At 62.6% G+C, this 23,655-nt stretch carries 21 protein-coding genes; 14 read left to right on the top strand and 7 right to left on the bottom strand.

The features are described 5' to 3' along the window. Positions 1-19: 19 nt before the first annotated feature. The 5 genes from DOM54_RS08890 to ehuR form a co-directional block, all read right to left on the bottom strand. Positions 20-949, bottom strand: a complete 930-nt coding sequence (locus DOM54_RS08890) for a LysO family transporter (protein ID WP_110715999.1) — start codon at positions 947-949, stop codon at positions 20-22. Between the two features lie 135 nt (positions 950-1,084). Further along, positions 1,085-1,804, bottom strand: coding sequence for a hypothetical protein (locus tag DOM54_RS08885; protein WP_162619810.1), 720 nt, complete (start codon positions 1,802-1,804; stop codon positions 1,085-1,087). An 80-nt stretch (positions 1,805-1,884) separates the two neighbouring features. Continuing rightward, positions 1,885-3,003: a PDDEXK family nuclease gene (locus DOM54_RS08880; protein ID WP_110715997.1), complete on the bottom strand. Its 1,119-nt coding sequence runs from the start codon at positions 3,001-3,003 to the stop codon at positions 1,885-1,887. Beyond that, positions 3,004-3,945, bottom strand: coding sequence for a 2-hydroxyacid dehydrogenase (locus DOM54_RS08875; RefSeq protein ID WP_110715996.1), 942 nt, complete (start codon positions 3,943-3,945; stop codon positions 3,004-3,006). 133 nt (positions 3,946-4,078) lie between these two features. Beyond that, positions 4,079-5,485, bottom strand: coding sequence for a MocR-like ectoine utilization transcription factor EhuR (ehuR, locus tag DOM54_RS08870; RefSeq protein ID WP_110715995.1), 1,407 nt, complete (start codon positions 5,483-5,485; stop codon positions 4,079-4,081). Positions 5,486-5,681: 196 nt separating this feature from the next. Between ehuR and doeA the strand changes: the two genes are divergently transcribed. The 3 genes from doeA (at position 5,682) to DOM54_RS08855 (ending at position 8,630) form a co-directional block, all read left to right on the top strand. Then, positions 5,682-6,881, top strand: coding sequence for an ectoine hydrolase DoeA (doeA, locus tag DOM54_RS08865; protein ID WP_110715994.1), 1,200 nt, complete (start codon positions 5,682-5,684; stop codon positions 6,879-6,881). 102 nt (positions 6,882-6,983) lie between these two features. Next, complete coding sequence (gene doeB, locus DOM54_RS08860) at positions 6,984-8,021, top strand: N(2)-acetyl-L-2,4-diaminobutanoate deacetylase DoeB (protein ID WP_110715993.1); 1,038 nt, start codon at positions 6,984-6,986, stop codon at positions 8,019-8,021. Between the two features lie 135 nt (positions 8,022-8,156). After that, positions 8,157-8,630 carry an Lrp/AsnC family transcriptional regulator gene (locus tag DOM54_RS08855; RefSeq protein ID WP_110715992.1) on the top strand — a complete coding sequence of 158 codons (474 nt, stop codon included), beginning with the start codon at positions 8,157-8,159 and terminating at the stop codon, positions 8,628-8,630. A 327-nt stretch (positions 8,631-8,957) separates the two neighbouring features. Here DOM54_RS08855 and DOM54_RS08850 read toward each other — a convergent pair whose 3' ends face one another. Further along, entirely contained in the window at positions 8,958-9,917 is a 960-nt protein-coding gene (locus DOM54_RS08850) for a LysR family transcriptional regulator (RefSeq protein WP_110715991.1), read from the bottom strand. 105 nt (positions 9,918-10,022) lie between these two features. On the opposite strand from DOM54_RS08850, the gene DOM54_RS08845 reads away from it, so the two are divergent. The 9 genes from DOM54_RS08845 (at position 10,023) to DOM54_RS08805 (ending at position 20,421) form a co-directional block, all read left to right on the top strand. Further along, entirely contained in the window at positions 10,023-11,135 is a 1,113-nt protein-coding gene (locus tag DOM54_RS08845) for an ABC transporter ATP-binding protein (protein ID WP_110715990.1), read from the top strand. A 63-nt stretch (positions 11,136-11,198) separates the two neighbouring features. After that, complete coding sequence (locus tag DOM54_RS08840; RefSeq protein ID WP_110715989.1) at positions 11,199-11,897, top strand: HAD family hydrolase; 699 nt, start codon at positions 11,199-11,201, stop codon at positions 11,895-11,897. Continuing rightward, positions 11,878-13,203 carry an NAD(P)/FAD-dependent oxidoreductase gene (locus DOM54_RS08835; protein WP_338067018.1) on the top strand — a complete coding sequence of 442 codons (1,326 nt, stop codon included), beginning with the start codon at positions 11,878-11,880 and terminating at the stop codon, positions 13,201-13,203. The genes DOM54_RS08840 and DOM54_RS08835 overlap by 20 nt, the downstream gene beginning before the upstream one ends. Continuing rightward, positions 13,128-14,318, top strand: coding sequence for an ABC transporter substrate-binding protein (locus DOM54_RS08830; protein ID WP_240613831.1), 1,191 nt, complete (start codon positions 13,128-13,130; stop codon positions 14,316-14,318). Before DOM54_RS08835 ends, DOM54_RS08830 begins: the two co-directional genes overlap by 76 nt. Before the next feature lie 67 nt (positions 14,319-14,385). After that, positions 14,386-15,288, top strand: coding sequence for an ABC transporter permease (locus DOM54_RS08825; protein WP_240613830.1), 903 nt, complete (start codon positions 14,386-14,388; stop codon positions 15,286-15,288). Then, positions 15,285-16,073: an ABC transporter permease gene (locus tag DOM54_RS08820; protein WP_110715986.1), complete on the top strand. Its 789-nt coding sequence runs from the start codon at positions 15,285-15,287 to the stop codon at positions 16,071-16,073. The genes DOM54_RS08825 and DOM54_RS08820 overlap by 4 nt, the downstream gene beginning before the upstream one ends. A gap of 61 nt (positions 16,074-16,134) precedes the next feature. Beyond that, a complete protein-coding gene (locus DOM54_RS08815) occupies positions 16,135-17,067 on the top strand; it encodes a 2-hydroxyacid dehydrogenase (RefSeq protein WP_110715985.1) in 933 nt (310 codons plus the stop codon). 174 nt (positions 17,068-17,241) lie between these two features. Continuing rightward, entirely contained in the window at positions 17,242-18,705 is a 1,464-nt protein-coding gene (locus DOM54_RS08810) for an NAD-dependent succinate-semialdehyde dehydrogenase (RefSeq protein ID WP_110715984.1), read from the top strand. 321 nt (positions 18,706-19,026) lie between these two features. Beyond that, on the top strand, positions 19,027-20,421 hold the full coding sequence (locus tag DOM54_RS08805; RefSeq protein ID WP_110715983.1) for an aminotransferase: 1,395 nt from the start codon (positions 19,027-19,029) through the stop codon (positions 20,419-20,421). Positions 20,422-21,115: 694 nt separating this feature from the next. Here the strand turns inward: DOM54_RS08805 and DOM54_RS19995 are convergent. Further along, a complete protein-coding gene (locus DOM54_RS19995) occupies positions 21,116-21,526 on the bottom strand; it encodes an MFS transporter (protein WP_162619809.1) in 411 nt (136 codons plus the stop codon). A 59-nt stretch (positions 21,527-21,585) separates the two neighbouring features. On the opposite strand from DOM54_RS19995, the gene eutB reads away from it, so the two are divergent. Together eutB and DOM54_RS08790 are read left to right on the top strand one after the other, a co-directional pair. Then, complete coding sequence (gene eutB, locus DOM54_RS08795) at positions 21,586-22,572, top strand: hydroxyectoine utilization dehydratase EutB (RefSeq protein ID WP_110715981.1); 987 nt, start codon at positions 21,586-21,588, stop codon at positions 22,570-22,572. 133 nt (positions 22,573-22,705) lie between these two features. Next, positions 22,706-23,653, top strand: a complete 948-nt coding sequence (locus DOM54_RS08790; RefSeq protein ID WP_110715980.1) for a cyclodeaminase — start codon at positions 22,706-22,708, stop codon at positions 23,651-23,653. Positions 23,654-23,655 lie beyond the last annotated feature (2 nt).

The following is a 23,655-nucleotide window of genomic DNA, read 5'->3' as shown; positions in this document are numbered from 1 at the left end:
CAAAAGTGTCGTGAATGGGTCAGAACGATAGCAACAGCAGTATCAGTGGCGGCGAGAGCAGCGAGAGCAGGAACCCGCTGACGATGGCCAGGGGCACGCAGGTGATGCCGCCGTACTGCTGGATCACCGGCAGGCTCACATCCATCGACGTCGCGCCGGCGTAGCCGATCGCCAGCGGCATGGCGCGACGAATGAACAGCGGTACCAGCAGGAAGGCGAGCAGCTCCCGGGCCAGGTCGTTGAAGAAGGCGGCGCCGCCGAGCACCGGGCCGAGCTGGTCGCCGATCAGAATGCCGGAGAGTGAATACCAGCCAAACCCCGCCGCCATCGCCATCCCCTCGTTCCAGGATAACTGGAGCAGCGGTGCCGCAATCAGCCCCGCCAGCATCGAACTCGCGAACACGGTCACCGCGATTGCCAGGCCCAGTCGATTGAGCAGGATCTGGCGCAGTCCGAGTCCGGAGTTGCGAAGCTGGCAGCCGATCAGGAAGAGCAGCGCGTACAGCGTCCAGGTCGCCAGTGTCTCCGCCAGCGAGGCCAGGTGCCATCCCAGTCCCTGAGCAGCCGCACCGACGACCACGCCGAGCAGTACCACGCCTGCGAGCTGCAGCGAGCCCAGTATCGCTTGGAGCTTGCCGGCGGGCGCCGTGTGGTCCTGGCTCTCCACCCGCGATTGACGGCGCGCCAGTCGTCGACGCGACAACCATGCCAGCGCCAGCAGATTGATCGGCGAGATCACCAGGAACAGAATCAGTGCCGTGGATCCGATGCGGGACAACTGCCCGAGCAGGTTCTCCATCCCGCCCAGACTGATGCCCATCAGCAGCAGGATCACGTAGACCGAGGCACTGACGCCGCGATCGATGGCCTGACGAATCCCAGCCTGGCGAACGGGGATCAGGTAGCCCACGATCAATGGCAGCAGTATCCACAACAACCCCAGCAGCATGACCTCTCCCGAAGCGAACCCATGAGTCACCGACAACGATGCGGCACGAAAAAAACGGACGCCGATGAATCGGCGCCCGTGATTGGCAATGAACTCTAGAGGATACGCGCTGAAGAGGGAAGAACGGCTGGCCGGTTATCCGCCGTTGGTGCTTGCCGGGGCTGCGCTGGAGGGGGCGAGCGTCAGATCGGTGAGGGTCAGGTGGCTACGTTCCTCGTCGTCGCGCACGTAGCGCATCTTGAGCAGCAGTCCGGGGATCTCGCGGTGAAAGGTGAAGTAGAGATGTCGGCCCTGTTTGTCGGGGTCCCAGGTGTCCACGGTAACGCCCGGAAACGTGCCGGCGGGCGTCTCGATGTCGCTACGATCGACCACCCGGTAGTAGAGCATCTCCGTCTTGCCCTTGTGATTCTGATAGTCGAGCTGGCAGGGCGAGACCTGAGTGCTGGCACAGCGGGCACCCGGCGCCTTGCGCGAGAGATCGAAAAGGGCGGTCTGGCGGTCCGGTAGCGCCTGCAACTGGGACCGGTCCAGATGATAGTCGTCGCCGATTCCCACCAGCGAGTAGGCACTGGTGTAGTCCAGCGCCTGCACGCGATCGCCATCGAGCTGAAATTGGCCGCGCTCCTCGCCACTGGCGACCTTGATGCTGGCTCGCATGTCACTCTCCCAGACATCGCCGGTTTGCAGGTCATTGCCCCGGTGCGAGAGCTGGTGGGTGATCGTCGCATCCGGCCAGCCGCTGATGTCGAGCCGGTAGTGGGCGGTGAACGGCGTCGGTGCCGCCAGTGCCAAGGAGCTGACGGTCGTCAGGAGCAGAGCGGCAAGGGCCTTGAGAGTCGAAATTCGGTATGACATGAACATCCTCGAAAGCGAATCGGCGATCTATCCCTTTCAGACGCCGAGCCGCCGCCGGTGTTCCCGATCATCAGGCTGGATCAGGCGACGGGCCACACTCTGCCGAGCCGCTCTACCGTGTGTTGCCACTTCGGCGTCGTCGGCTTGCAGACGGTGTTCTGGTTACCGAACAACCCCACCTCGCTGAACGCGTCGTTCCTCGCTACCGTATGGATCCAGCGCACGGGCACGAGATACTCCGCCTCCTCTTCATCGAACCCGGTTTGAAAAAGATGCGGGTACGATTCGTGCGAGAGACCAGTGTCTTGGTCAATGATCTCCGGCAGCGTTCTTCCACCTTCATTCTCGAACCGGTATTCATCGGCCCGGCAGCGCTCGCCGGTGACGATGCCGACACCGACATAACCCGTCTTGGGAATATTCACCCAGACGCGATCCCCCTCGGAAAGCATGGATAACGTCTTCGAGTACCAGGTCGCGCCGCCGCCGGCGATGAAGCCCAGTCGTCTTGCCAGCGACCATGGCCTGTCGTCACCGAACGAGGCGTAGAACTCGCCGTTCCAGGGCTCCTTGCGGCCCTTGGTGATGGCGCGCTCCTGGCTCTCGTCCGGATCGATCATCCAGGCGCGACTCAGGTAGCGGTTGCCGCCATCCTCGAACGCCGCGAAGAACAGGGCGTTGATGGACATCTGCGCGTAGTCGTTGAGATAGGTGATGATGCGCTCGGTACTGGCATCCAGCTTGGTCGCGACGACTACCATCTGATGCTGTTCGTTGACCGAGGCGTCCGACAGCGCGATGCCGAACTTGGCCTGGAACGCCTCGTCCAGCGTCTCGTGCGGGCGTGAGTAGCGTCTGGCGAAGTCGAGATAGATATCGACGATCTCGCTGTCCCCCAGGCCCGCGATCCACGAGGCGTAGTCGATGGTCTGGGCGACGACCTCGCGAGGCGTCTTGTCTCGCTTGAGTTCGATGATGATCACCGTGCCGTTGGCATCGATCGCCAACAGGTCGATCAGCTTGTCGAAGGCCGTGCGCACCTGCCGGCCGATCAGCAGCCAGTCCCGATTGAGAATCGAGACGTCCTGCATGATCTGCGCTTCCAGCAGCCCCTCATCGGCCAGCCCGGCGGGGCGTAGCCGCTGCGGGTGTTCGCCCACGCCGCTGGCCAGCTTCCAGATACCCTGTTCGATCGCCACTCAATACCCCGCTTCGGGATCGACGGTCTCGACCGCCTCGCCTTTCGACATCGCATCCAGTGCATCGCCGACCTGGTCGGCGGCGGCGCCGATCGGCGTGGGGCCTGCCATGTGCGGGGTGATCAGAATGCGCGGATGGCGCCACAGCGGGCTCTCCGCCGCCAGCGGTTCACTCGGGAAGGCATCCAGCAGCGCGCCGCGCAAATGGCCCTCGGATTCGCCGTCGCGCTCTCCACGACCCAAGGCTTCGAGCAGGGCTGGCTCGTCGATCAGCGTGCCGCGACCTGGGTTGATCAGGCTGGCGCCGGCGGGGAGCTTGGCCAGGTTGTCGCGGTCGATGATGTGCCGCGTGGCGGGGGTGTCGGGGAGCAGCGTGATCAGCGTCTTGACCTGGCGCAGCAGCGTGTCGAGTCCCGCGTCGCCGTGGTGGCAAGCGATGCCTTCGATTCGTTTGGGCGAGCGGCTCCAGCCGTGGATGGGGTAGCCATCGGCGGCGAGCATCTGTGCCACCCGCGTGCCGATCGCGCCGAGTCCCAGCACGCCCACCGGCCAGTCGGGCTTGTCGACGACCGGCACCTCGCGCCATTCGCTGTTGGCCTGGTGGCGGCGATAGCGGTCGAAGTCGCGCTGGAAATGCAGTACGCCATAGCGGGCGTAGTCGCCGATCAGTTCGCCCATGCCGGCATCGCGCAGTTTGACGATGGGGATCTCGCGGGGGAGTGCGGGGTTCTGCAGCAGGGCATCGACCCCGGCGCCGAGGTTGACGATGCCCTTGAGTGCCGTCTGTTCCTCGAAGACCGAGGCGGGCGGTTTCCAGGCGACCAGGTAGTCCACCTGCGGGTTGCCGCTGTCCGCCGCGATCAGAATCTCGGCGTCCGGCAGGCGTGCGAGCAGGGTATTGCGCCACTGCTCGGCGTCATCGTGGTAGATCAGAACTCGCATCTTGGCTCCATCGTCGCTGTTGGGTCATGTCTTGTCATCATGGCAGGTTGGCCTCGGCGAAAGAAATCACCGCGTGGCTTGGCGGGTTTGCTAACCAGTTGACACTGTTCGTGTAGCTCGTAGCTCGTAGCCTTTAGTAAGCGATCTCCAGCATTGGCGGCGGCGATTCGCCGAGCAGTTGGCTCAGCACGTCCAGGCCGCTGGCCAAGCGTGCCAGATCCGGTTCGGCCCCCAAACTGATGCGAACGCGCCTTGGCATGGCGGACGGCTCGACCAGGAACGGCTGGGCGGTAGTGATAGCGACGCCTTCCTGGCGGGCCTGCTGCTGCAGCTCTTCCGCCCGCCACGGCTCCGGCAGCGTCAGCCAGATATGCAGGCTGCTGGGGCGCGATTCGATGGCGTGCCCCGCCAGCTTGCGTGAAGCCAGTTGCTGGCGTTCCGCCAGCAACTGGCGCTGTTCGTGGGCGAGCGTGTCGACCATGCCGCTGGCCAGCCAGTAATCCGCCAATTCGAACACCAGCGGGGTGGCCATCCAACTGGTGGCGCGTAACCTCGGCAAGGTGTGGTGCATCTGGCCGCGGGGCACGCTGAGGTAGCCGGCGCGCAGCCCGGGGACGGTGGCCTTGGTCAGACTGGTGACGTGGAAGCTCTGCTGGGGCAGTCTGGCGGTCAGGGAGGTGAGGCCCGCGGGCTCCAGCAGTGCATGGACGTCGTCCTCGATCAGCCACACATCGTGACGCAGCAGGATCTCCGCCACGACGTCGCGGCGGGCGTTCTCCATGGTCGCGCCGGTGGGGTTGAGCTGGGTCGGGGTCAGGCAGACGGCTCGCGGGCGGTATCTCACGATGGCCGCTTCCAGCGCGTCAGGGATGACGCCCTGCTCGTCGATCGCCACGCCGTGCAGTTGGAAGCCGAGGGTGCGCGCCAGCGCGATCAGGCCGTGATCGGTCAGCGTCTCCGTCAGCACGATATCGCCGTGCTGGACGACGGTGGCGATCGCCAGCATCAGCCCATGGGCGGCGCCATTGCAGAGCAGCCGGTCATCGGTCTCGCCGGGGACGCCGAGGCGCTCCTTCAGCCAGACGTTGGCTCGCTCGCGCTGATGCAGCAGGCCGGCAATCGGGCGGCTGGCGCCGATGACGTCGGCGTGGGCGGATCTGGCGAGTCCCGCCAACGCTTCGCGAAAGCGCCGGTGGTGAGAGGGCGGGCAGACCGGATGGGCGATCGACAGGTCGATGGGGGCGTCGTCGCTGACCGCGGCCGGCGCCCGCAGGTATTCGTTCTCGGAATCGCCCTCGGCATCGCGGATCCAGGTGCCGCTGCCGACCCGGGCCTGGACGAGGCCGCTCTTCTCGGCCTGCTCGTAAGCCCGCGACACGGTCTGCACGCTGACCCCCAGCGTCTCGGCGAGTTCGCGATGGGTCGGCAGGCGCATGCCTGGCGAGAGCACGCCATGGCGAACTGCCTCGGCGAGGGCGCGAGCGATGGAAAGGTATTTGGGGCCGTGCCCGCCGAGGAAGGGCGTCAGGTCGATTGTCATGATGCAATAAAGCCTTTGACGGCACGCTGAGCGACGATGCTACTATCATCGTCGATGCATTGACCGATAATTGTCATGAATATTGGTAAATAAATCATGACAATTTCACACCCGGTCGGCAAGCGGCAGGACACTCGGCTCGATCCCCTCGACTGTCGAGGTCCCAACAATTCGGTCCCGTTAGTCGAGTGGCTCCATGTTTCAGGTTTCTTTGCCTTTCTCGCGTGAAGAGTACGCCAGTCGTTTGCACAAAGTGCGCGTTTCCATGGCGAGCCGCGGAATTGATGTTCTCGTTGTCAGCGACCCTTCCAACATGGGCTGGCTGACGGGGTACGACGGATGGTCGTTCTACGTTCACCAGTGCGTGTTGATAGGGCTGGAGAGCGAACCGGTCTGGTACGGTCGGCGTCAGGATGCCAACGGGGCCTGGCGCACCTGCTGGATGGATGCCGAGCGGGTGCGCTACTACCCGGATTACTATGTCCAGAATCCGGACATGCACCCGATGGAGTATCTGGCCCAGTCGGTGCTGCCGGAGTATGGCTGGCACACCGGCAATGTCGGGCTGGAGATGGACAACTATTACTTCTCGGGCAAGGCCTACACCAGCTTGCTCAAGGAGTTGCCACATGCCCGGCTGGTCGATGCCACGGCGCTGGTCAACTGGTGTCGGGCGATCAAGTCGCCGCAGGAGATCGCCTACATGCGCACGGCGGCGAGAATCGTCGAGTGCATGCACACCCGGATCATCGAGATGATCGAGCCCGGCCTGGCCAAGAGCAAGCTGGTCTCGGAGATCTATCGGGTCGGCACCGAAGGCTGGACCGACGAGCATGGCACGGTCCACGGCGGCGACTATCCCGCCATCGTGCCGCTGCTGCCGACCGGCAGCGACGCCGCCGCGCCTCATCTGACCTGGGACGACACTCCGTTTCGCAAGGGCGAAGGGACGTTCTTCGAGATCGCCGGCTGTTACAAGCGCTACCACGCGCCGCTGTCGCGGACCGTCTTCCTCGGCAAGCCGCCGCAGGACTTCATCCGTGGCGAGTCGGCTCTGCTCGAAGGGATCGACAATGGGCTGGCGGTGGCCAAGCCCGGCAATCGCTGCGCCGATATCGCGCTGGCGCTGGGTGCGGCCATGGACAAGTACGGCTTCGACCGTGGCGGGGCGCGCTGCGGCTATCCGATCGGTATCAGCTACCCGCCGGATTGGGGCGAGCGCACCATGAGTCTGCGTCCTTCCGACGAGACGATTCTCGAACCCGGCATGACCTTCCACTTCATGCCGGGCATGTGGATGGACGACTGGGGCCTGGAGATCACCGAGAGTATCCTGATCACCGAGCAAGGTGCCGAGCCGCTATGCCATTTTCCGCGTCAGCTGTTCGTCAAGTAAGCCCGCTTTGACGGGGTCGCCACGTCACTCCGTGTCTTTCAATGACGCGCCAGTCGGCCTTGTGCTCATGGCGCGTCATCCGCTTCATTGAGGAGAGTTCGCATGTCCGCATCCCTGCGTCCCAGCCCGATCAGCGCCACCGTCGACTTCGATGCCCCGGGCGTTCAGCATGGCTTTCTCAAGCTGCCGATCTCCATCGACACTTCCGCATGGGGCGCGGTGATGATCCCGGTTACCGTGGTCGCCAACGGCGAAGGGCCAACGGCGCTGCTGACCGGCGGCAACCACGGCGACGAGTACGAAGGCATCACCTCGCTGCTCAAGCTCGCCAGCACGCTCCGGGCCGAAGACGTGCGGGGCCGCGTCATCATCGTGCCGATGATGAACATGCCGGCGGCGGAAGCAGGCAAGCGGACGTCGCCGCTGGATGGCGGCAACCTCAATCGGAGTTTCCCCGGCGACCCCAATGGCGGGGTCACCTCGCAGATCGCCGATTATTTCAACCGCGTGCTGGTGCCGATGTGCGACGTGGCGCTGGATCTGCACTCCGGCGGCCGCACGCTGGATATCGTCCCCTTCGCCGCCGCACACCGGCTCGACGATATCGGCCAGGAGCGCGCGAGCCTGGCCGGTGCGGTAGCTTTCGGCGCGCCCTACGCGATGATGATGTTCGAGCTCGACGCAACCAAACTCTACGACACGGCGGTGGAGTCCCAGGGCAAGACCTTCGTTACCACCGAGCTGGGCGGCGGCGGCACCTCGACACCGGCAAGCCTGGCCGTGACCGAGCGGGGCGTGCGCAACTTTCTCGTCCACTACGGTCTGGTGGAAGGCGAGGTCGAGACGCCGACCGAACCCATGATCTATGTCGACATGCCGGATGCCAGCTGCTATGTCCAGAGCGAGCACTCCGGCCTGCTGGAATTGACGGTCTCACTGGGGGAAATGGTCAAGCAGGGCGACGTGCTGGCGCGGGTCCATGACATGAGTCGCACCGGCGCGGTGCCGGTCGAATACCGTGCCCAGCGCGACGGTGTGCTGATCGCCCGGCGGTTCCCGGCCAAGGTCGGCATGGGCGATACCATCGCTGTGGTCGCGGAAGTGGTCGAGTCTTTGGAACGTGACCAGGATCGCAGCTAGACCCAACGCCAATGAGTGAGGGCCAGACGAGGCGAGCGCTGTTGAAAAAGCAGAGTTTACGAATGAGGAATGCGCGTTTTGAAACAGCGTTCAACGAGGGATGGCCGAGCGTGATCCGTTTGGATGGTGTCTGGTATGAAGCTTGATCGCTACGACCTCAAGATCCTGGAGATCCTCAGCCGCGACGGCCGGATTACCAAGTCGCGCCTGGCGGAGGCGATCAGCCTCTCCGTCAGCCCCTGCTGGGAGCGGGTCAAGCGGCTGGAAAAGGCTGGGGTCATCGAGGGCTACAGCGCCAGGGTCAACTCCGATGCCATCGTCAAGCGCACTCCGGTATGGGTTCAGATAGAGCTGAAGCAGCACAACGCCGAGAGCTTTGCCCGCTTCGAGCGAATGGTGTCGGAAACCGATGCGGTGGCGGAATGCGTCGCGGTCGGCGGCGGTGTCGACTACCTGGTCAAGATCGCCGCCGACAGCATCGACGCCTACCAGCGGCTGATCGACGCCTGGCTGGTGTCCGACCTCGGCATCGAGCGCTACTTCACCTATATCGTCACCAAGACGGTCAAGCGCGAAGGACCGCCGGCGCTGCCCGATCCCGACGGCTGAGGGGCAGGTTCCCGGGTGTCGATGCCATGTCGGCTTTCCCCGTACGGAGAACCCGGCGCCTGTGGGGTTCTCTGCGACCGAGCGTTAGGCACCGTCGAAAAAGTACTACGCTCGCCCATGCGGCGTTAAAAATCGGCTCATCGACACCCCGTAAGCAGGAGCGCCAGCCCGGTACGTCTTCACCAACTTTTGCCTGACCTAGCCTTCGCGCATCGACTTTTCAGATAGAGCTCAAGATTCGCTTGATGAGTTCTGTTACCGAAGACCAAAGACGCACGGCGAGGGAAACTCTGGCCCTCTCGATACGGGCTGCCTGTCCAACAGACTTCAGAGACAGCCGACGAGATGGCGTTCCAGCGCAAGTTCCGGATAGTGCTGCATGACTTGACGGGTTTCGGAGCGGACCTCCTCGATCAGCCAGTCACGTACTCGCAGCGTTGCGTCGCTCGGCGGCTTTTTGCGGGAGTGGATGAAGTGACATTGCCTCTCGGTCATTATTGCGCGGGAGATGGCCGGAACCAAAGTACCTTTAGTGAACCAATGTGTCGTGACATTGAGCCAACCGATTGCCACCCCTTGGCCTAGCATGGCTGCCTGGAGCACGACGGCATAATCCGAAAAGTTGAGCGCGTGAGGCGGGGTAGGCCCCACCCCGACGAGCTCGGGAAAGAGATCGGACCAACTCGCGCGGCTGTCGCTCAAGCTGATTAGCGTCAGTTCTCTCGGCTTACTTGCCGCCGGGAAGTGCTGGGCGCGATAGGCGTCGCTGCACACCGGGATGAGAATCTCCGGCATGATCAACGCGCTGACGTGCTCTTTATCTGCCTGGGTGATGAACCGAAGACCCAGGTCGACATCCTCGACCGATCCCTTGACCGAACCCGATATCAATTGAAAGCGTAGGTCGACGGTAGGAAATTCCTGTTGCAGACGATGCATCCGCGGCATCAACCAGTGGGTAGTGAACGCAGTCGATACCGAGAGCGTGATCGTCTCCATACCGGTATGGCGAGCGCGAATTTCCTGGATGGCATCCTCGATATGTCGAAAACCGTCCTCGATGCCTCGGTAGAGAGTGTTGCCGTTCTCGGTAAGTGAAATGCCTCCCGACGTCCTAATGAAAAGCTGAACCTCCAAGTGAGCTTCCAGTAACGACAACATGCGACTGACAGCCGGTTGGGTGACGCCTAATTGAGCGGCGGCACGAGTGAAACTGCCGCAACGCGCCGCCGCCTCGAAGACGAAGAGAGCGTTGGCGCTGGGCAGTTTACGACGAAGGGTTGACATAACCCTACGTTATACCGGATGCAAATATTTCGCAATTGAGTCGTCTCCCGCCTTTTGCTCTACTGCTCTCAATAGCATGAAGACAAGAACAAGGAGCTATGCATCATGAGCCAAAATGATAGCGGCAGCGTCGGTGTGTCCATTCGCGCCGTTAGCAAGCGATATGGCCGTAATCTCGTTCTCGATGATGTCAGTCTCGACATTCAACCTGGTGAGTTCGTCTCGCTCCTCGGCCCCTCCGGTTCGGGGAAAACCACGCTTCTCGGTGCACTTGGCGGGTTCGTGATGCCGAGTTCCGGCACGGTCCATATCGGCGATCGCGATGTCACCTGGATGCCACCTCACAAGCGTGATATTGGCGTGGTTTTTCAAAGCTATGCGCTTTTTCCCCATATGAGTGTGGGGGACAACGTCGCCTTTCCTCTGAGGGCTCGCCGTCAGCCGAGATCGGGTTGGGCAGACAAGGTCAAACGGGCCTTGGCGATGGTCGAACTGGACGGCTATCAGGACCGGAGCATCGCCCAGCTCTCCGGTGGCCAACGCCAGCGAGTGGCGCTGGCCAGGGCAATAGTGTTCGAGCCGCGCCTCATTCTGATGGACGAACCTCTCTCTGCGCTCGACAAGCAGTTACGGGAAACCATGCAGATCGAGCTGCGCCAGCTGCACAAGAAACTGGGCGCGACCGTTATCTATGTGACCCACGATCAGCGTGAAGCGCTGACCATGAGTGATCGCATCGCGATCCTCAAAGACGGTCGCCTGGTCCAGGTCGACGCCCCGCGAACGCTCTACGACTCACCACGGGACGCCTTCGTGGCGAGCTTTATTGGCGATTCGACGCTCCTGCCGGTCACACGCCTCGATGATCATCATGTGCAGCTCGGAAGCCAACGGCTGGCCTGCGCTCGAGCCGTGCCGAACGAAGCTCGGCTCTATCTGGCTGTGCAGACCGAAAAATTGCTCATCGACACCGGCAACCAGCTCGACGAGGCGTACAACCGGCTCGAGGCCCGCGTCCGAGAGGTCGTCTATCAGGGCGACAGCCTGAGGCTTTTTCTGGAGCTTGGCGATGGCGCTACCGTCAGCCTGCGCCAGCCCGGTCACCATTTCGGACAGCAACAGATTCCGCCAGTCGGCGCTTCGCTCACCGTGGTCCTGCACTCGGCCGACACCGTCGTCGTGTCCGATCTGCAGAAGCGGACCGCCAACGCCGCCTGACACGCCCCCAGAAACGCTGTTATCACCCTCAATAACGTCATAACAACGGGAGTCATTGACGATATGGAACTCAGCAACTTCAAGGTGCTCACTTTCGATGTTGTCGGCACGCTGATCGATTTCGAATCCGGTGTCCTCGCCGCCGTGCGGCGCATTGGCGGCAGTGCAACGGAGGCGATGAGCGACGACGATATCTTCGAGGTCTACAAGCGCGGTCGCGACAGGTACTACGGGCGCTCCAGCAGCGCGATGGCCGATGTCTATCGATCATTGGCGGCCGAGTCTGGCCTGCCGGCCGACGACGCCTCGGCTGAGTCTTTTCAGCTGTCGGTGCTCAATTGGCCCGCCTTCTCTGATTCGGTCGCGGCACTCAAGCGCTTGCGCAAGCACTACCGTCTTGTCGCGATGACCAATGCCGATCGTACGGCCTTTTCCAATTATGCGATGACGTTGGGTTGCCCTTTCGACGACAGCGTTACCTGCGATGATACCGGGGTGGCCAAACCCGATCCGCTCTTCTTCGCGTACAACCGCGGGCGCCAGGCTGCCTACGGTTACAAGTTCGACGAGATTCTGCATGTGGCGCAGAGTCAGTATCACGATATCGGCGTGGCAAAGTCGCTAGGCTACACGACCTGCTGGATCGAACGGCGCCAGGGGTTGAAGGGATTTGGTGGTACCCCGGATCCAGAGAGCGTCACTCGACCCGACTTCCATTTTTCCACGCTCAAGGCTCTTGCCGATGCAGTGGAAGGCGTCTGAGATGACTTCGTCGGTCATCGCCAATATCCCGTCGCTGTGGCGTGAAATGAGCGGGGGCCGGTCGGAGCTACCGTCGTTGCAGAACGATCGCGATACCGATGTCGTCATCGTCGGTGGTGGCTACACCGGACTCGCGGCGGCGCATCGCCTGATCGAGAGAGGCGTGGCTACGGTCGTGCTCGAAGCCAATCGGATCGGATGGGGCGCCAGTGGTCGCAACGGTGGGGTGGTATCAGCGAAGGTGCGGCAGTCGTTCCCAGCGATCGCCGCCCAGCATGGGCTGGAAACGGCACGGTCGGTCCACCGGCTCTGCCACACGGCGGTGGACGAGCTGGAGGCTCTGATCGAGGCGCTGGGGCTGACCCAGGCGGGATTCCAACGCTGCGGTAATCTGCGCTGCGCTCATCATGAGCGAGCCTTCAAGAGTATTGCCGACGAGGCAGAGTGGCTTCAGCGTGCTTTGGGGGATGGCGACCAGCGCGTGCTCAGTGCCGAGGCGGTGCACGATGAGACGGGCTCTCGCGCCTTCTTTGGAGGGGTGCTCAGCGAAGGCGTGGGGACGCTGCTGCCGCTGGCCTATGTGGAAGGATTGGCCGAGGTGCTGGTCAAGCGTCACGGGCTTGCGCTGTTCGAACAGACACCCGCTACGGGAATTCGACGTACCGACGGCGGTGTCAGCGTCATCACCCCGGGTGGAGAGGTCCGCGCCAGGCAGGTGATTCTGGCTACCAACGCCTACAGCGGGCAGACCGAAGCCGGAGAAAGGATCCGTACCCGGCTGGTGCCCTTTCGCAGCTCGATCATCGCCACGGAGCCGCTGGCCCCGGCGGTCCAGCAGCGACTCCTGGTCAACAATCGCAGTTATGGTGAAACGCGTCGGATGATGCGTTGGTTCCGAAAGGTGGACGGGCGGTTCCTTTTCGGTGGGCGCGGCGCCTTTGGAAAACACGACTCGCGTGTCGCCTTCGATGCCCTGCAGCGCTCCATGATCTCGCTCTTTCCTGATCTCGCGAACGTGAAGGTTGCGTATCGCTGGTCGGGGCATGTCGGGATGACGCTGGACGCGCTTCCCCATGTCGGACGCTTTGATGACCGTATGGTTTTTGCGGCTGGTTACAATGGTGCCGGCGTTTCTTTATCGAACTATATGGGGCGGCTGGCGGCGGATTTTTCCCTGGGAGACAGTCCCGATGTCAGTCTTTTCGGGGCCTCGAATTTCCGCCGCGTGCCGTGCTATCCGTTGCGGGAATTCGGTATCCGACTGACTGCGGGCTGGTATCAACTATTGGACGCAATGGGGCGCTAAACGAAGAAGATTCACAAATTCAAAATGGAAGCGGAGACAACAACATGAACCAGATCCAATGCTTCACGCGAAAAGTGACTACTCAACTGGCAGCCTTCTCGATTTTAGCACTGCCATTGGCAACGACCGCTCAGGTCGCTCATGCCGACCAGATTACCTTCGTTTCGCAGGGAGGCGCCTATCAGGAAGCGCAAACGAAAGCGATTCTTGATCCGGTGGCCCAGTCCCTCGGCATCACCATCAATCAGGAGAGTGCTCCCGATGCCTGGCCGATGATTCGTACCCAGGGAGCCACGGGGCAGCCGATTTGGGACGTTGTTGATACGCCGACGTTCAACTGCATTCGTGGAGGTGAGCAAGGGCTAATCGAACCGCTGGATTTCTCGCGTATCCCCAATGCGGAATCCATGCCGGATGGTTACAAGACGCCCTATTCGGTCGCCTACGAATTCTATTCAAGCGTGCTGGCCTATAATCCGGAAACGTATGGGGATCATCCGCCCCAGACATGGAAGGATTTCTGGGATATCGATAACTTTCCAGGCCCCCGGGCGCTGCGTAACAATCCTCTGGGAACGCTCGAAGCCGCATTGATGGCCGATGGCGTGGCGCCGGATGAGCTTTATCCTCTCGATGTCGATCGTGCCTACGAGAAGCTCGAGGAGATCAAGCCATACGTCGCGACATGGTGGACTTCCGGTGGCCAGTCAGCCCAGCTTCTCCACGACGGAGAGGTCGACATGATCATGATGTGGAACGGTCGCGTCAGCTCGATCATCGATGCGGGAGCTCAGGCCGCGTTCACCTACAACCAGGGCGTGCTGCAGAGTACCCACCTCTGTGTGATCAAGGATGCCCCACATCTCGATACGGCGATGAAGTTCGTCAATGCCGCAATCGCTCCCGACGTTCAGGCCGACTTGCCGAAGTACATCGATTACGGACCGGGCAATCCGGCCGCCTTCCAGACCGATCGCATTTCGAAAGCGCGCGCCGCCGAATTGCCCAGCTCGCCCGAGAATGCCGCCAAACAGGCGTTGATGGCGTACGAGTGGTGGTCCTCGCCGGAGGGCGTGGAAGCTGAACGACGCTGGCTGGAGTTCATGCAGCAGTGAGGTCCTTGCCCGTGCGTTGCGCGCACGGGCAACTCCAAGACCGTCTGACCTGCACGGAGGGAATCCCTTGAAAGAGACGACGCTACCCAATCCGGGGCTGCAAGCGATGCCGAAGGATAATTCGGCGAGGTTTCAGCGACGCGAGCACCACCTGATGCTGGCGCTGCTGATGCCGGCGCTGCTGATCGTTACGCTGTTACTGATCGTGCCGCTGGGCTGGATGATCGCGCAGTCGTTCCAGGTGGACGGCAGCTTCAGCCTGGAGCACTACGAGCGCGTGCTGACCGACGGGGTCTATTGGCGCACGTTCGGGCTGACCTTTCGTATCAGCTTCATCGTGACGTTGGCGGCGTTGTTACTGGGATACCCCCTCGCTTACGCCGCGACGGTGCTGCCGAGACGCTGGTCGCTGATGATTCTGGCGCTGGTCATCGTGCCGTTCTGGACCAGCGTGCTCGTACGCGCCTACGCCTGGCTGATTCTTCTGCAGCGCTCAGGCGTCATCAACCAGACATTGATGGGGCTGGGGCTCACCGACGCGCCGCTGGCGCTGGTACATAACGAGTTCGGTACGATCGTCGCGACGGTCCACATTCTCCTGCCGTTCATGGTGCTCCCCCTCTACGCCACCATGCAGAAAATTCCGCGGGACTTGATGCTGGCAGGGTCCAGCCTTGGCGGCTCACCGATGCACATCTTCTGGCGTGTGTTCTTCCCACTCTCGCTGAGCGGGGTCTTGGCCGGCATGACGCTGGTCTTCGTGCTCTGTCTCGGCTTCTACATCACGCCCGAACTGATGGGGGGTGGACGCACCGTGATGGCGTCGATGCTGGTGAGCCGCAACATCCAGCTCTATGTCGAGTGGGGCGCAGCGAGTGCGGTCAGCGTGGTCCTGCTGCTCATGGTGGTGACGATATTCTATCTGGTCAGCAGGCTGGTCTCGATGGAACGCATCCTGGGGGTCAAATGAATCGATCTAGCCTAAGCCGGGTACTCTTCATCGGCTATGTCACCCTGGTACTTCTGTTCCTGGTGCTGCCGGTGCTGATCGTGATCCCGATGTCGTTCTCGGATAGCCGCTTCCTGTCATTCCCCCCGCCGGGTTACTCGCTGCGTTGGTACGACGCCTTCTTCAGCAGCAACGGATGGATGTCGGCGGCGAAAACCAGCCTTATCGCTGCCATCTCGACCGCATTGATCGCGACACCGGTCGGTGTGGCTGCCGCCTACGGGCTCAACGCCTCGACCCACTGGAGCGTGCGCTATCTCAAGTTACTGCTGCTACTGCCACTGATCGTGCCGATCATCATCGTCGCTGCCGGTGTGTTTCTCAGTTATGCCATGACGGGACTGCTACATAGCTTGCCTGGACTGATCATGGCGGATGTCATGCTGGCGCTGCCTTACGTGATCACGGCTGTCGCCGCTGGATTGCAGGGTTTCGACAACAGTCAGGAGATGGTCGCCAGAAGCCTCGGCATGAATCGTTTCCGCGCATTCATGGTCGTCGTGTTGCCGCAGATCAAGCCCAGTGTCATTACCGGTGCGATCTTCGCGTTCATACAGGCACTCGACGAGACCATGGTGGCACTGTTCATTGCCGGTGGTCAGAATCAGACCCTGACGGTGCGCATGTTCACTGCGCTACGTGACGAGATCGATCCGACCATCGCCGCGATCAGCACGCTATTGACGGCGACCTCGTTCGCCATGGTGATGTTGGTGGCGATGGCGCGACAGCGGGCGACGGCATGATCCTCCTTGCTAGCCCGGCGACTGGCTATCGACGATGTGGGCGAGAAGAGATGACGGGGTCATGACGTCCTTCGCCTACCGCGGTGATCTCCAGCGCGGACGCCTCTGGGCGCGGCTATTCGCCGAGCGCATGCCGGCGATCGATTGCCGAGTTGTGTCAGAGCTCGAGGGGGACGTCGACGCTACCGTGCATTATCTGGGGACTTGGGCACCGTTGGCGGATTACTCGCGCTTCCCCTCCCTGGAGGTGATCTTTGCGCTTGGCGCTGGCGTGGATCAGTTCGATCTCAGTCTGGTGCCGCCCGGCGTTGCGCTGGTGAGGCTGGAAGAGCCCGGCATCGTCGGCATGATGCAGGATTACGCGACGCTGGCCGTCATGGCGCTACATCGGGACCTTCCAATCTATCTCGAACAGCAGCGTCGCGGTGCCTGGTTGCCAGCGGCGGTGCTGCCTGCGGCGCGGCGCAGAGTGGGGATTCTTGGGCTGGGACAGATGGGCGCGGCGGTAGCCGCACGTCTGACTGCCCTGGGATTTCCCTGCAGTGGCTGGAGCCGGACGCCGAAAGCGTTGCCGGACGTGCGCTGTCACGCCGGTAACAGCGCCTTGGGGGCCTTTCTGGCCGAGAGCGAGGTACTGGTCTGCCTGCTGCCACTGACGGCGGCAACGCGAGGCTTCCTCAACGCGGCGCTCTTCGCCGCACTGCCGAGGGGGGCTTCGCTCGTCAACATGGGGCGGGGCGGGCATCTGCGGTTCGACGACCTGGTCGCCGCGCTCGACAGGGGGCAACTCGCGGGCGCGGTGCTGGATGTCTTCGAACCGGAACCGCCGCCGCCAGGTCATCCGGTCTGGTCGCACCAGCGCATCCTGCTGACACCGCATATCGGCAGCGTGACGAATCCCGACAGCGCCATAGAAGCCGTGATTGCCAATATCGCCCGGCATCGCGCCGGCGAGCCGATGCGCGGAGAGATCGATCGGTTCAAGGGCTACTGATGAGATAGCCAACTGGTACCAAAAAAACCGTAACTCCTGGCAGGCCTTTCGAAAGAAAACGTACGGTAAATCGCTTGGGACAAAAAAAGTACGCGCTGCAGAATCGATACCATGGTCGCACTCGCAGGATAGGCAAACCGTTCTGCCCACCGCCGACACCTTGCAGGAGGCGACATGAAACTCAACGATCCCCGGCTTTTCCGTCAGTACGCCTATATCGACGGCAAGTGGACCCATGGCAGCGAGGGGCGCGAGGAAGCGGTCGTCGATCCCGCCACGGGAGAGATCCTCGGCCACTGCGCGTTGCTGGAAGCGGCCCAGATCACCGAGACCGTGACCGCCGCCGAGAGTGCCTTCGCCGATTGGCGGGCGATCAACGTCCACGAACGGGCCGAGAAGCTCAACGCGTGGTATCGCCTGCTGCACGAGCACAAGGAAGACCTGGCGTTGCTGATGACCTACGAGCAGGGCAAGCCGCTCAAGGATGCGCGTGGGGAGGTCGACTACGGTGCCAGCTTCATCCAGTGGTTCGCGGAAGAGGCCAAGCGCGCCTACGGGGTGACCATCCCGAGTCATATCCCCAACGCCGCACTGGGCACGATCAAGGAGCCGGTGGGCGTGTCGGCGATGTTCACGCCGTGGAACTTCCCGCTGGCGATGATCACCCGCAAGGCCGGGGCGGCGCTGGCGGCCGGTTGCACGGTGATCGTCAAGCCGGCCAACGAGACGCCTTATTCGGCCCTGGCGCTGGCTGAGCTGGCCGAGCGGGCGGGCATTCCGGCCGGGGTATTCAACGTCGTTACCGGCGATCCGGCGACGGTTTCCGAGGTGCTGTGCAACGACAACCGCATTCGCAACATCTCGTTCACCGGCTCGACCCGCGTCGGCAAGCTGCTGATGCGCCAGAGTTCGTCGAGCGTCAAGCGCATGTCGCTGGAGCTGGGTGGCAACGCGCCCTTCATCGTCTGCGATGACATGGATCCGGATGTGGCGGCGAAAGAGGCGGTCGCCGCCAAGTTCCAGACCGCCGGCCAGGACTGTCTCGCCGCCAATCGGCTGTTCGTTCATCGCAAGATCTATGATGCCTTCATTGAGCGCTTCCTGGTGCACATGCAGGCGTTGAAGGTCGGCAATGGTCTCGAGGAGAGCGACATCGGTCCACTGATTCACAAGCGCGCGGTCGACATGGCCAAGGGCTTCGTGGAGGACGGTGTCAGCAAGGGCGCCCGCCAGTTGGGCGGAGAGGGGCGACCGCCCGGAGAGAACTTCTTCATGCCAACGCTGCTGGCGGACATTACCCCGGAGATGCGCGTGTTCCGCGAGGAGACCTTCTCGCCGGTCGCCGGTGTCTGCGCGTTCGACGACGACGACGAGGTGATCCGGCTCGCCAACGACACCGAGTACGGGCTCGCGGCCTACGTCTATACCCACGACGTGCGTCGTATCTGGAGGCTGATGCGCGGGCTCGAGTACGGCATGGTCAGCGTCAACAGCGTCAAGATGACCGGCGCGCCGATCCCGTTCGGTGGCGTGAAGCAGTCCGGTCTGGGCCGCGAGGGCGGCGCTGCGGGACTCGACGAATATCTCGATACCAAGTACTACTGCCTCGGCAATATGCCCTCGGCCAGTTCGTCCTGACGACAGCGGCGGCGTGTCGCTGCGAGGGGGTCGCGGCCACTCCGCCATGCTGATTGGCTGGCGCCAATCGCGCTGGCTCGGGCGGGCGCCCCGGATCAGGGGCTAGCTCGCTCGTTGACGTTGCCAAGGGCGACAATGATGCCTCTGCTCGTCTTCCCGAGATCGACAGTTATCGGCTGGAGAGGGCTCTCCAGCCGCAAGATCGCACGCTTCAAGCGGGTATAACACAAGGGTCACGGTGACCGCTGCGCCCGCCGGGAACCGCCATCAAACACCATCGCCAGTCGCAATGGTGGTTCCGCCTTCAATAAGGAAAACGTCATGACCGATACGCGTAGCCTGATCGACAACGATCGCCGCCACGTCTTTCACGCGTCCACCCACCTTCGGGACTACGCCCACGGCGACGCGCCAGGACGTATCATCACCGGCGGCCAGGGAATCTCCATCGTCGATCGTGACGGCCGCGAGATGATCGATGCCTTCGCCGGGCTCTACTGCGTCAATATCGGCTACGGCCGCACCGAGATCGCCGAGGCGATCTACGCCCAGGCCAAGGAACTGGCGTACTACCACACCTATGTCGGCCACTCCAACGAGCCGCTGATCGCCCTCTCCGAGCGGATCGCCAAGCTCGCCGGCAGCGGCTTGAGCAAGGTCTACTACGGGCTCTCCGGCAGTGACGCCAACGAGACCCAGATCAAGCTGGTGCGCTATTACCACAACGTCACCGGCCAGCCGAAGAAGAAAAAGATCATCGCGCGCCAGCGTGGCTACCATGGCTCCAGCATCGCCGCCGGTTCGCTCACCGGCCTGCCCGCTTTCCACCAGCACTTCGATCTGCCCATCGAGGGGATCCTGCATACCAAGGCGCCCTATTATTACCGGAGGGAGCGCGGCGACATGAGCGAGCGCGAGTTCTCGACCTACTGTGCCGAGCAGCTCGAGGCGCTGATCCAACGCGAAGGCCCGGAAACCATCGGCGCCTTCATCGGCGAGCCGGTACTCGGCACCGGCGGCATCATTCCGCCGCCCGAAGGTTACTGGGAGGCGATCCAGGCCGTGCTCAAGCGCCATGACATCCTGCTGATCGCTGACGAAGTCGTTAGCGGATTTGGCCGACTCGGCAGCCAGTTCGGCTTCCAGCACTACGGCATCCAGCCGGATCTGGTCACCATCGCCAAGGGGCTGACCAGCGCCTATCAGCCGCTCTCCGGGGTGATCGTCGGAGAACGCGTGTGGAAGGCGCTGGAAGCCGGCACCGGCGAATATGGCCCGATCGGCCACGGCTGGACCTACTCCGGCCATCCGTTGGGCGCCGCCGCCGCGATGGCGAATCTCGACATCATCGAGCGCGAGAATCTGGTGGGTAATGCCGCCGAGACTGGCGCCTACTTCAACGCGCAGCTGAAGAAGGCCTTCGGCGAGCATCCGCTGGTCGGTGACGTGCGCGGCGAAGGGTTGATGGCCGCACTGGAGTTCGCGCCGGAGAAGGGCGAATACACGCCGTTCGACCCGGCGCTCAAGGTCGGCGCCCGGGTCGCCGCGGCGGCGCTCGAGGAGAACCTGATCGCCCGCGCCATGCCCAACGGGGATATCCTCGGCTTCGCGCCGCCGCTGGTGATCGATCGCGGCCAGGTCGACGAAGTCATCGATCGTGCCAAGCGCGCCATCGATCGCGTGACTGACGAACTGACCCGTGAGCAGGCGCTGTAGATCGCACCGATCTTTGTCTCTCATCAGGGGCCATCGTCGTTGTCGCCATCCGTGATCTGCGGCAGGGTGAAAGCCCTGCCGCTTTATCTGCGGTCAGTCGATCGACGCAATAGCTCAGACGATCTCCTCCTAGGATCAGTTTTCCCGTCCAGCATACGGCGCTAAAAAGTTAGGCTGTTGTCAGTATCGTTTTGGTGGACAATCATTTTTTACGTGAATTATATTTTCTTCAGCTGCGGCGGCGAAGCGTGGCTGATCAAATAAGCAATAAAAAGAAACCAAATGGTAACCTAGTGTTGCCTGTTGAGGCTTTGTTCGAAGGTCTGGTGTTTACCAAGTCAGACGGCGGATAAAGCGTCTATCACGGGATCAAAAAAATGAAATTGTCTTCGATATTGGCAATTATCTCCGTTTTATCGCTGACGGGGTGTGCCAGCAGTGGTCTGATGGGCAGCGAGGATCAATTCAGCGCCAGTTATATTAAGGCGCACGTCGTCGAGGGAAAAACCAACGCCAATGACATCAAGGCACTTTACGGCGCACCGGATGATACGATTTCCTCGGGTGCCTCCTACGCTTGGGAATACGACAAGTCCAGTACGCTGAGCACGTTGCAGTCCATCAGTGGCATGATCCCTGGGGCGAGCTCGGTGTCCGGCGCTTTCAGTAGTGCCAACAGTGCGCAGGATTCGGCTCAGAATGTCTCGCACGCGGCCGATAAGGCTTCTGGCAGTACGGAACGGCGGGGCGATGAAGTCATTTTCTGGTTCGACAGCAACGATGTCGTCAGCCATTGGTCCTTGATGTAGGCGTGAATCGCAGGTTCGAGCGGATCACGACCGAGTCCTAACAACGCCCGCCTGCCGGGCGTTGTCGTTTTCGGGTGATGACAAAGCCTTTTCATGGCAATAGCCAGCGCAGCGATCGGCAACGCCAGGGCGCCGAGCAGGGCAAAGGCATAGTGCAGGCCGATCGGGTGCGAGGCGAAACCAATCGCCGCTGGATCGAGCAACTTCGCGCCGTAACCGGGTGTCGCGACGCTGGCAATTGCCTCGCCGGGAGCGATGCCGAGATCGTTGGCAGCCCGGGTAATCGCCAAGAGCATGATCAGGGCGTAGCCGATACTGAGCAGTGCGAAGCCAATTTATCGATTCGGGAGCCTGTATGTCCGACTCCGTCACGCTGCATGACATTTATCTGGCGAGAAGTCGTATCGCCGGGCAGGCGGCACGCACGCCGCTGGTGCTTTCCCAGAGCCTGTCGACGCGCTTCGAGGCCGAGGTCTATCTCAAACTCGAGACGCTACAGCCAAGCGGCGCGTTCAAGCTGCGCGGCGCGCTCAACAAGCTCGCCTCGCTCAGTGCCGAGCAGCTCGAACGTGGCGTCACCACTGCCTCCACCGGCAATCACGGCCGGGCGGTGGCATGGGCGGCCAAGCGACTCGGTGCGCGGGCGATGATCTGTCTCTCCGAGCTGGTGCCGGCCAATAAGGTCGCTGCCATCGAAGCGCTGGGGGCGCAAGCGCGGGTGATCGGGCGCTCCCAGGACGACGCCTTCATCGAGGCGCGGCGCCTGGTCGCCGAGGAAGGCATGGCATTGATCGAACCCTTCGACGACCCGCTGATCGCAGCCGGCCAGGGCACCATCGGCCTCGAGCTGATGGAGGATCTGCCGGGACTCGACCGCGTGTTGATCGGGCTTTCCGGCGGTGGGCTGCTCGGCGGCATCGGGCGTGCCGTCAAAGGCATCAACCCCAGGGTCCAGGTGACCGGGGTGAGCATGGAGAAGGGCGCGGCGATGATCGACAGCCTGGCGGCGGGCAGGCCGGTGGAGGTCGAGGAGGAAGCGTCGCTGGCCGATTCGCTCGGGGGCGGGATCGGACTCGACAACCGCTGTACCTTCGCGCTGGTGCGCGAGGTGATGGACGACCATCACCGGGTCTCGGAGCCGGCGATTGCCCGTGCCATGCTGCACTTCTTCGAACAGGAGAAGATGTTGGTCGAGGGTGCCGCGGTAGTGGGACTGGCCGCGATCGAGGAGCACGCCCTCGACATCCGCGGTCAGAAGGTGGTGTTGATCGTCTCGGGCAACGGCGTGGATGCTGAGACGCTGATGCGGGCGAGAACCCTGACCGACTATCCGGCGCGCTGAGCGGCTGAAAATGGCCTGCGCTCGGTATGCGGCCTACAAATTGGCCGCGCGCCCCGGACTGGCCGTCGCTCGCCAACTTTTCAGACTCGCTCGATCTCAACCATCGCTATGGAACGGGTTAGAAGGATTGCATATGGAACTCTATAACCGACAGCAGATTCAGGATGTCGTCAAACTCGATCATGCCGCACTGGATGCCGTCGAAGCCGGTTTTCGGGCGCTGGGAGAAGGCAACGTCGTCCAGCCGCCGATCCTGTCGATGGCGATCGAAGAGTCCAACGGCGAGGTCGACGTCAAGACCGCCCATATCCGGGGCAATTCGCGCTTCGCGATCAAGGTCAGCCCCGGCTTTTTCGACAACCCCAAGCTCGGCCTGCCGAGTCTCAACGGGCTGATGATCGTGTTCTCGGCCAAGACCGGGCTGGTCGAGGCGGTGCTGTTCGACGAGGGCTATCTCACCGATATTCGCACCGCGCTGGCCGGCGCCATCGCCGCCAAGCATCTCTCGCGGGCTGACAGCCGGCGCGTCACCGTCCTCGGCGCCGGGCTGCAGGCGGAGCTGCAGGTCGCCGCGCTCAGGCTCGTGCGCGACATCGAGACGCTCGACGTCTGGGCCCGTGACGTCGCCAAGGCCGAGGCCTACGCGGCGCGGATGCAGGAGGCCTACGGTCTGACCGTGGCGGTGCATACCGATCTCGGCGAGGCTTGTCGCGAGGCGGACATCATCGTCACCACCACGCCGTCGCGGTCACCGCTGCTTTCCGGAGAGCACCTGCGCGAGGGCGTGCATATCACCGCGATGGGGTCCGATAGTCCGGACAAGCGCGAGCTCGATTCGTCGGTGATGGAACGGGCCGATCATTTCGTGGCCGATACCCGCGCCCAGAGCGAGCACAACGGCGAGCTCAAGGCCTACGCCGGCCACGCGGCGCCATTCACCATCACCGAGCTGGGTGCGGTGATTGCCAGCGGGAGCCGTCTGCGTACTGCGGGTTCCCAGATTACTGTCTGCGATCTCACCGGGACCGGCGTGCAGGATACCGCCATCGCTGGCTTTGCGCTGGGCCGGCTGGCGGGGTGAAC

The organism is Salinicola acroporae, assembly GCF_003206615.1.
Taxonomy (GTDB): Bacteria; Pseudomonadota; Gammaproteobacteria; order Pseudomonadales; family Halomonadaceae; genus Salinicola; species Salinicola acroporae.
Note: the sequence above shows the minus strand (reverse complement) of the source record. Positions and strands in the feature narration are given on the sequence as shown.

Excerpts from the sequence above, each read along its gene's own strand:
- DOM54_RS19995 (WP_162619809.1), bottom strand. The coding sequence starts at position 21,526 with ATGCTCTTGGCGATTACCCGGGCTGCCAACGATCTCGGCATCGCTCCC.
- DOM54_RS08835 (WP_338067018.1), top strand. The coding sequence starts at position 11,878 with ATGCAGTGGAAGGCGTCTGAGATGACTTCGTCGGTCATCGCCAATATC.
- DOM54_RS08810 (WP_110715984.1), top strand. The coding sequence starts at position 17,242 with ATGAAACTCAACGATCCCCGGCTTTTCCGTCAGTACGCCTATATCGAC.
- ehuR (WP_110715995.1), bottom strand. The coding sequence starts at position 5,485 with ATGACAATCGACCTGACGCCCTTCCTCGGCGGGCACGGCCCCAAATAC.
- DOM54_RS08845 (WP_110715990.1), top strand. The coding sequence starts at position 10,023 with ATGAGCCAAAATGATAGCGGCAGCGTCGGTGTGTCCATTCGCGCCGTT.
- DOM54_RS08875 (WP_110715996.1), bottom strand. The coding sequence starts at position 3,945 with ATGCGAGTTCTGATCTACCACGATGACGCCGAGCAGTGGCGCAATACC.
- DOM54_RS08855 (WP_110715992.1), top strand. The coding sequence starts at position 8,157 with ATGAAGCTTGATCGCTACGACCTCAAGATCCTGGAGATCCTCAGCCGC.
- doeA (WP_110715994.1), top strand. The coding sequence starts at position 5,682 with ATGTTTCAGGTTTCTTTGCCTTTCTCGCGTGAAGAGTACGCCAGTCGT.
- DOM54_RS08820 (WP_110715986.1), top strand. The coding sequence starts at position 15,285 with ATGAATCGATCTAGCCTAAGCCGGGTACTCTTCATCGGCTATGTCACC.
- DOM54_RS08805 (WP_110715983.1), top strand. The coding sequence starts at position 19,027 with ATGACCGATACGCGTAGCCTGATCGACAACGATCGCCGCCACGTCTTT.
- DOM54_RS08885 (WP_162619810.1), bottom strand. The coding sequence starts at position 1,804 with ATGTCATACCGAATTTCGACTCTCAAGGCCCTTGCCGCTCTGCTCCTG.
- DOM54_RS08840 (WP_110715989.1), top strand. The coding sequence starts at position 11,199 with ATGGAACTCAGCAACTTCAAGGTGCTCACTTTCGATGTTGTCGGCACG.
- eutB (WP_110715981.1), top strand. The coding sequence starts at position 21,586 with ATGTCCGACTCCGTCACGCTGCATGACATTTATCTGGCGAGAAGTCGT.
- DOM54_RS08790 (WP_110715980.1), top strand. The coding sequence starts at position 22,706 with ATGGAACTCTATAACCGACAGCAGATTCAGGATGTCGTCAAACTCGAT.
- doeB (WP_110715993.1), top strand. The coding sequence starts at position 6,984 with ATGTCCGCATCCCTGCGTCCCAGCCCGATCAGCGCCACCGTCGACTTC.
- DOM54_RS08850 (WP_110715991.1), bottom strand. The coding sequence starts at position 9,917 with ATGTCAACCCTTCGTCGTAAACTGCCCAGCGCCAACGCTCTCTTCGTC.
- DOM54_RS08815 (WP_110715985.1), top strand. The coding sequence starts at position 16,135 with ATGACGTCCTTCGCCTACCGCGGTGATCTCCAGCGCGGACGCCTCTGG.
- DOM54_RS08890 (WP_110715999.1), bottom strand. The coding sequence starts at position 949 with ATGCTGCTGGGGTTGTTGTGGATACTGCTGCCATTGATCGTGGGCTAC.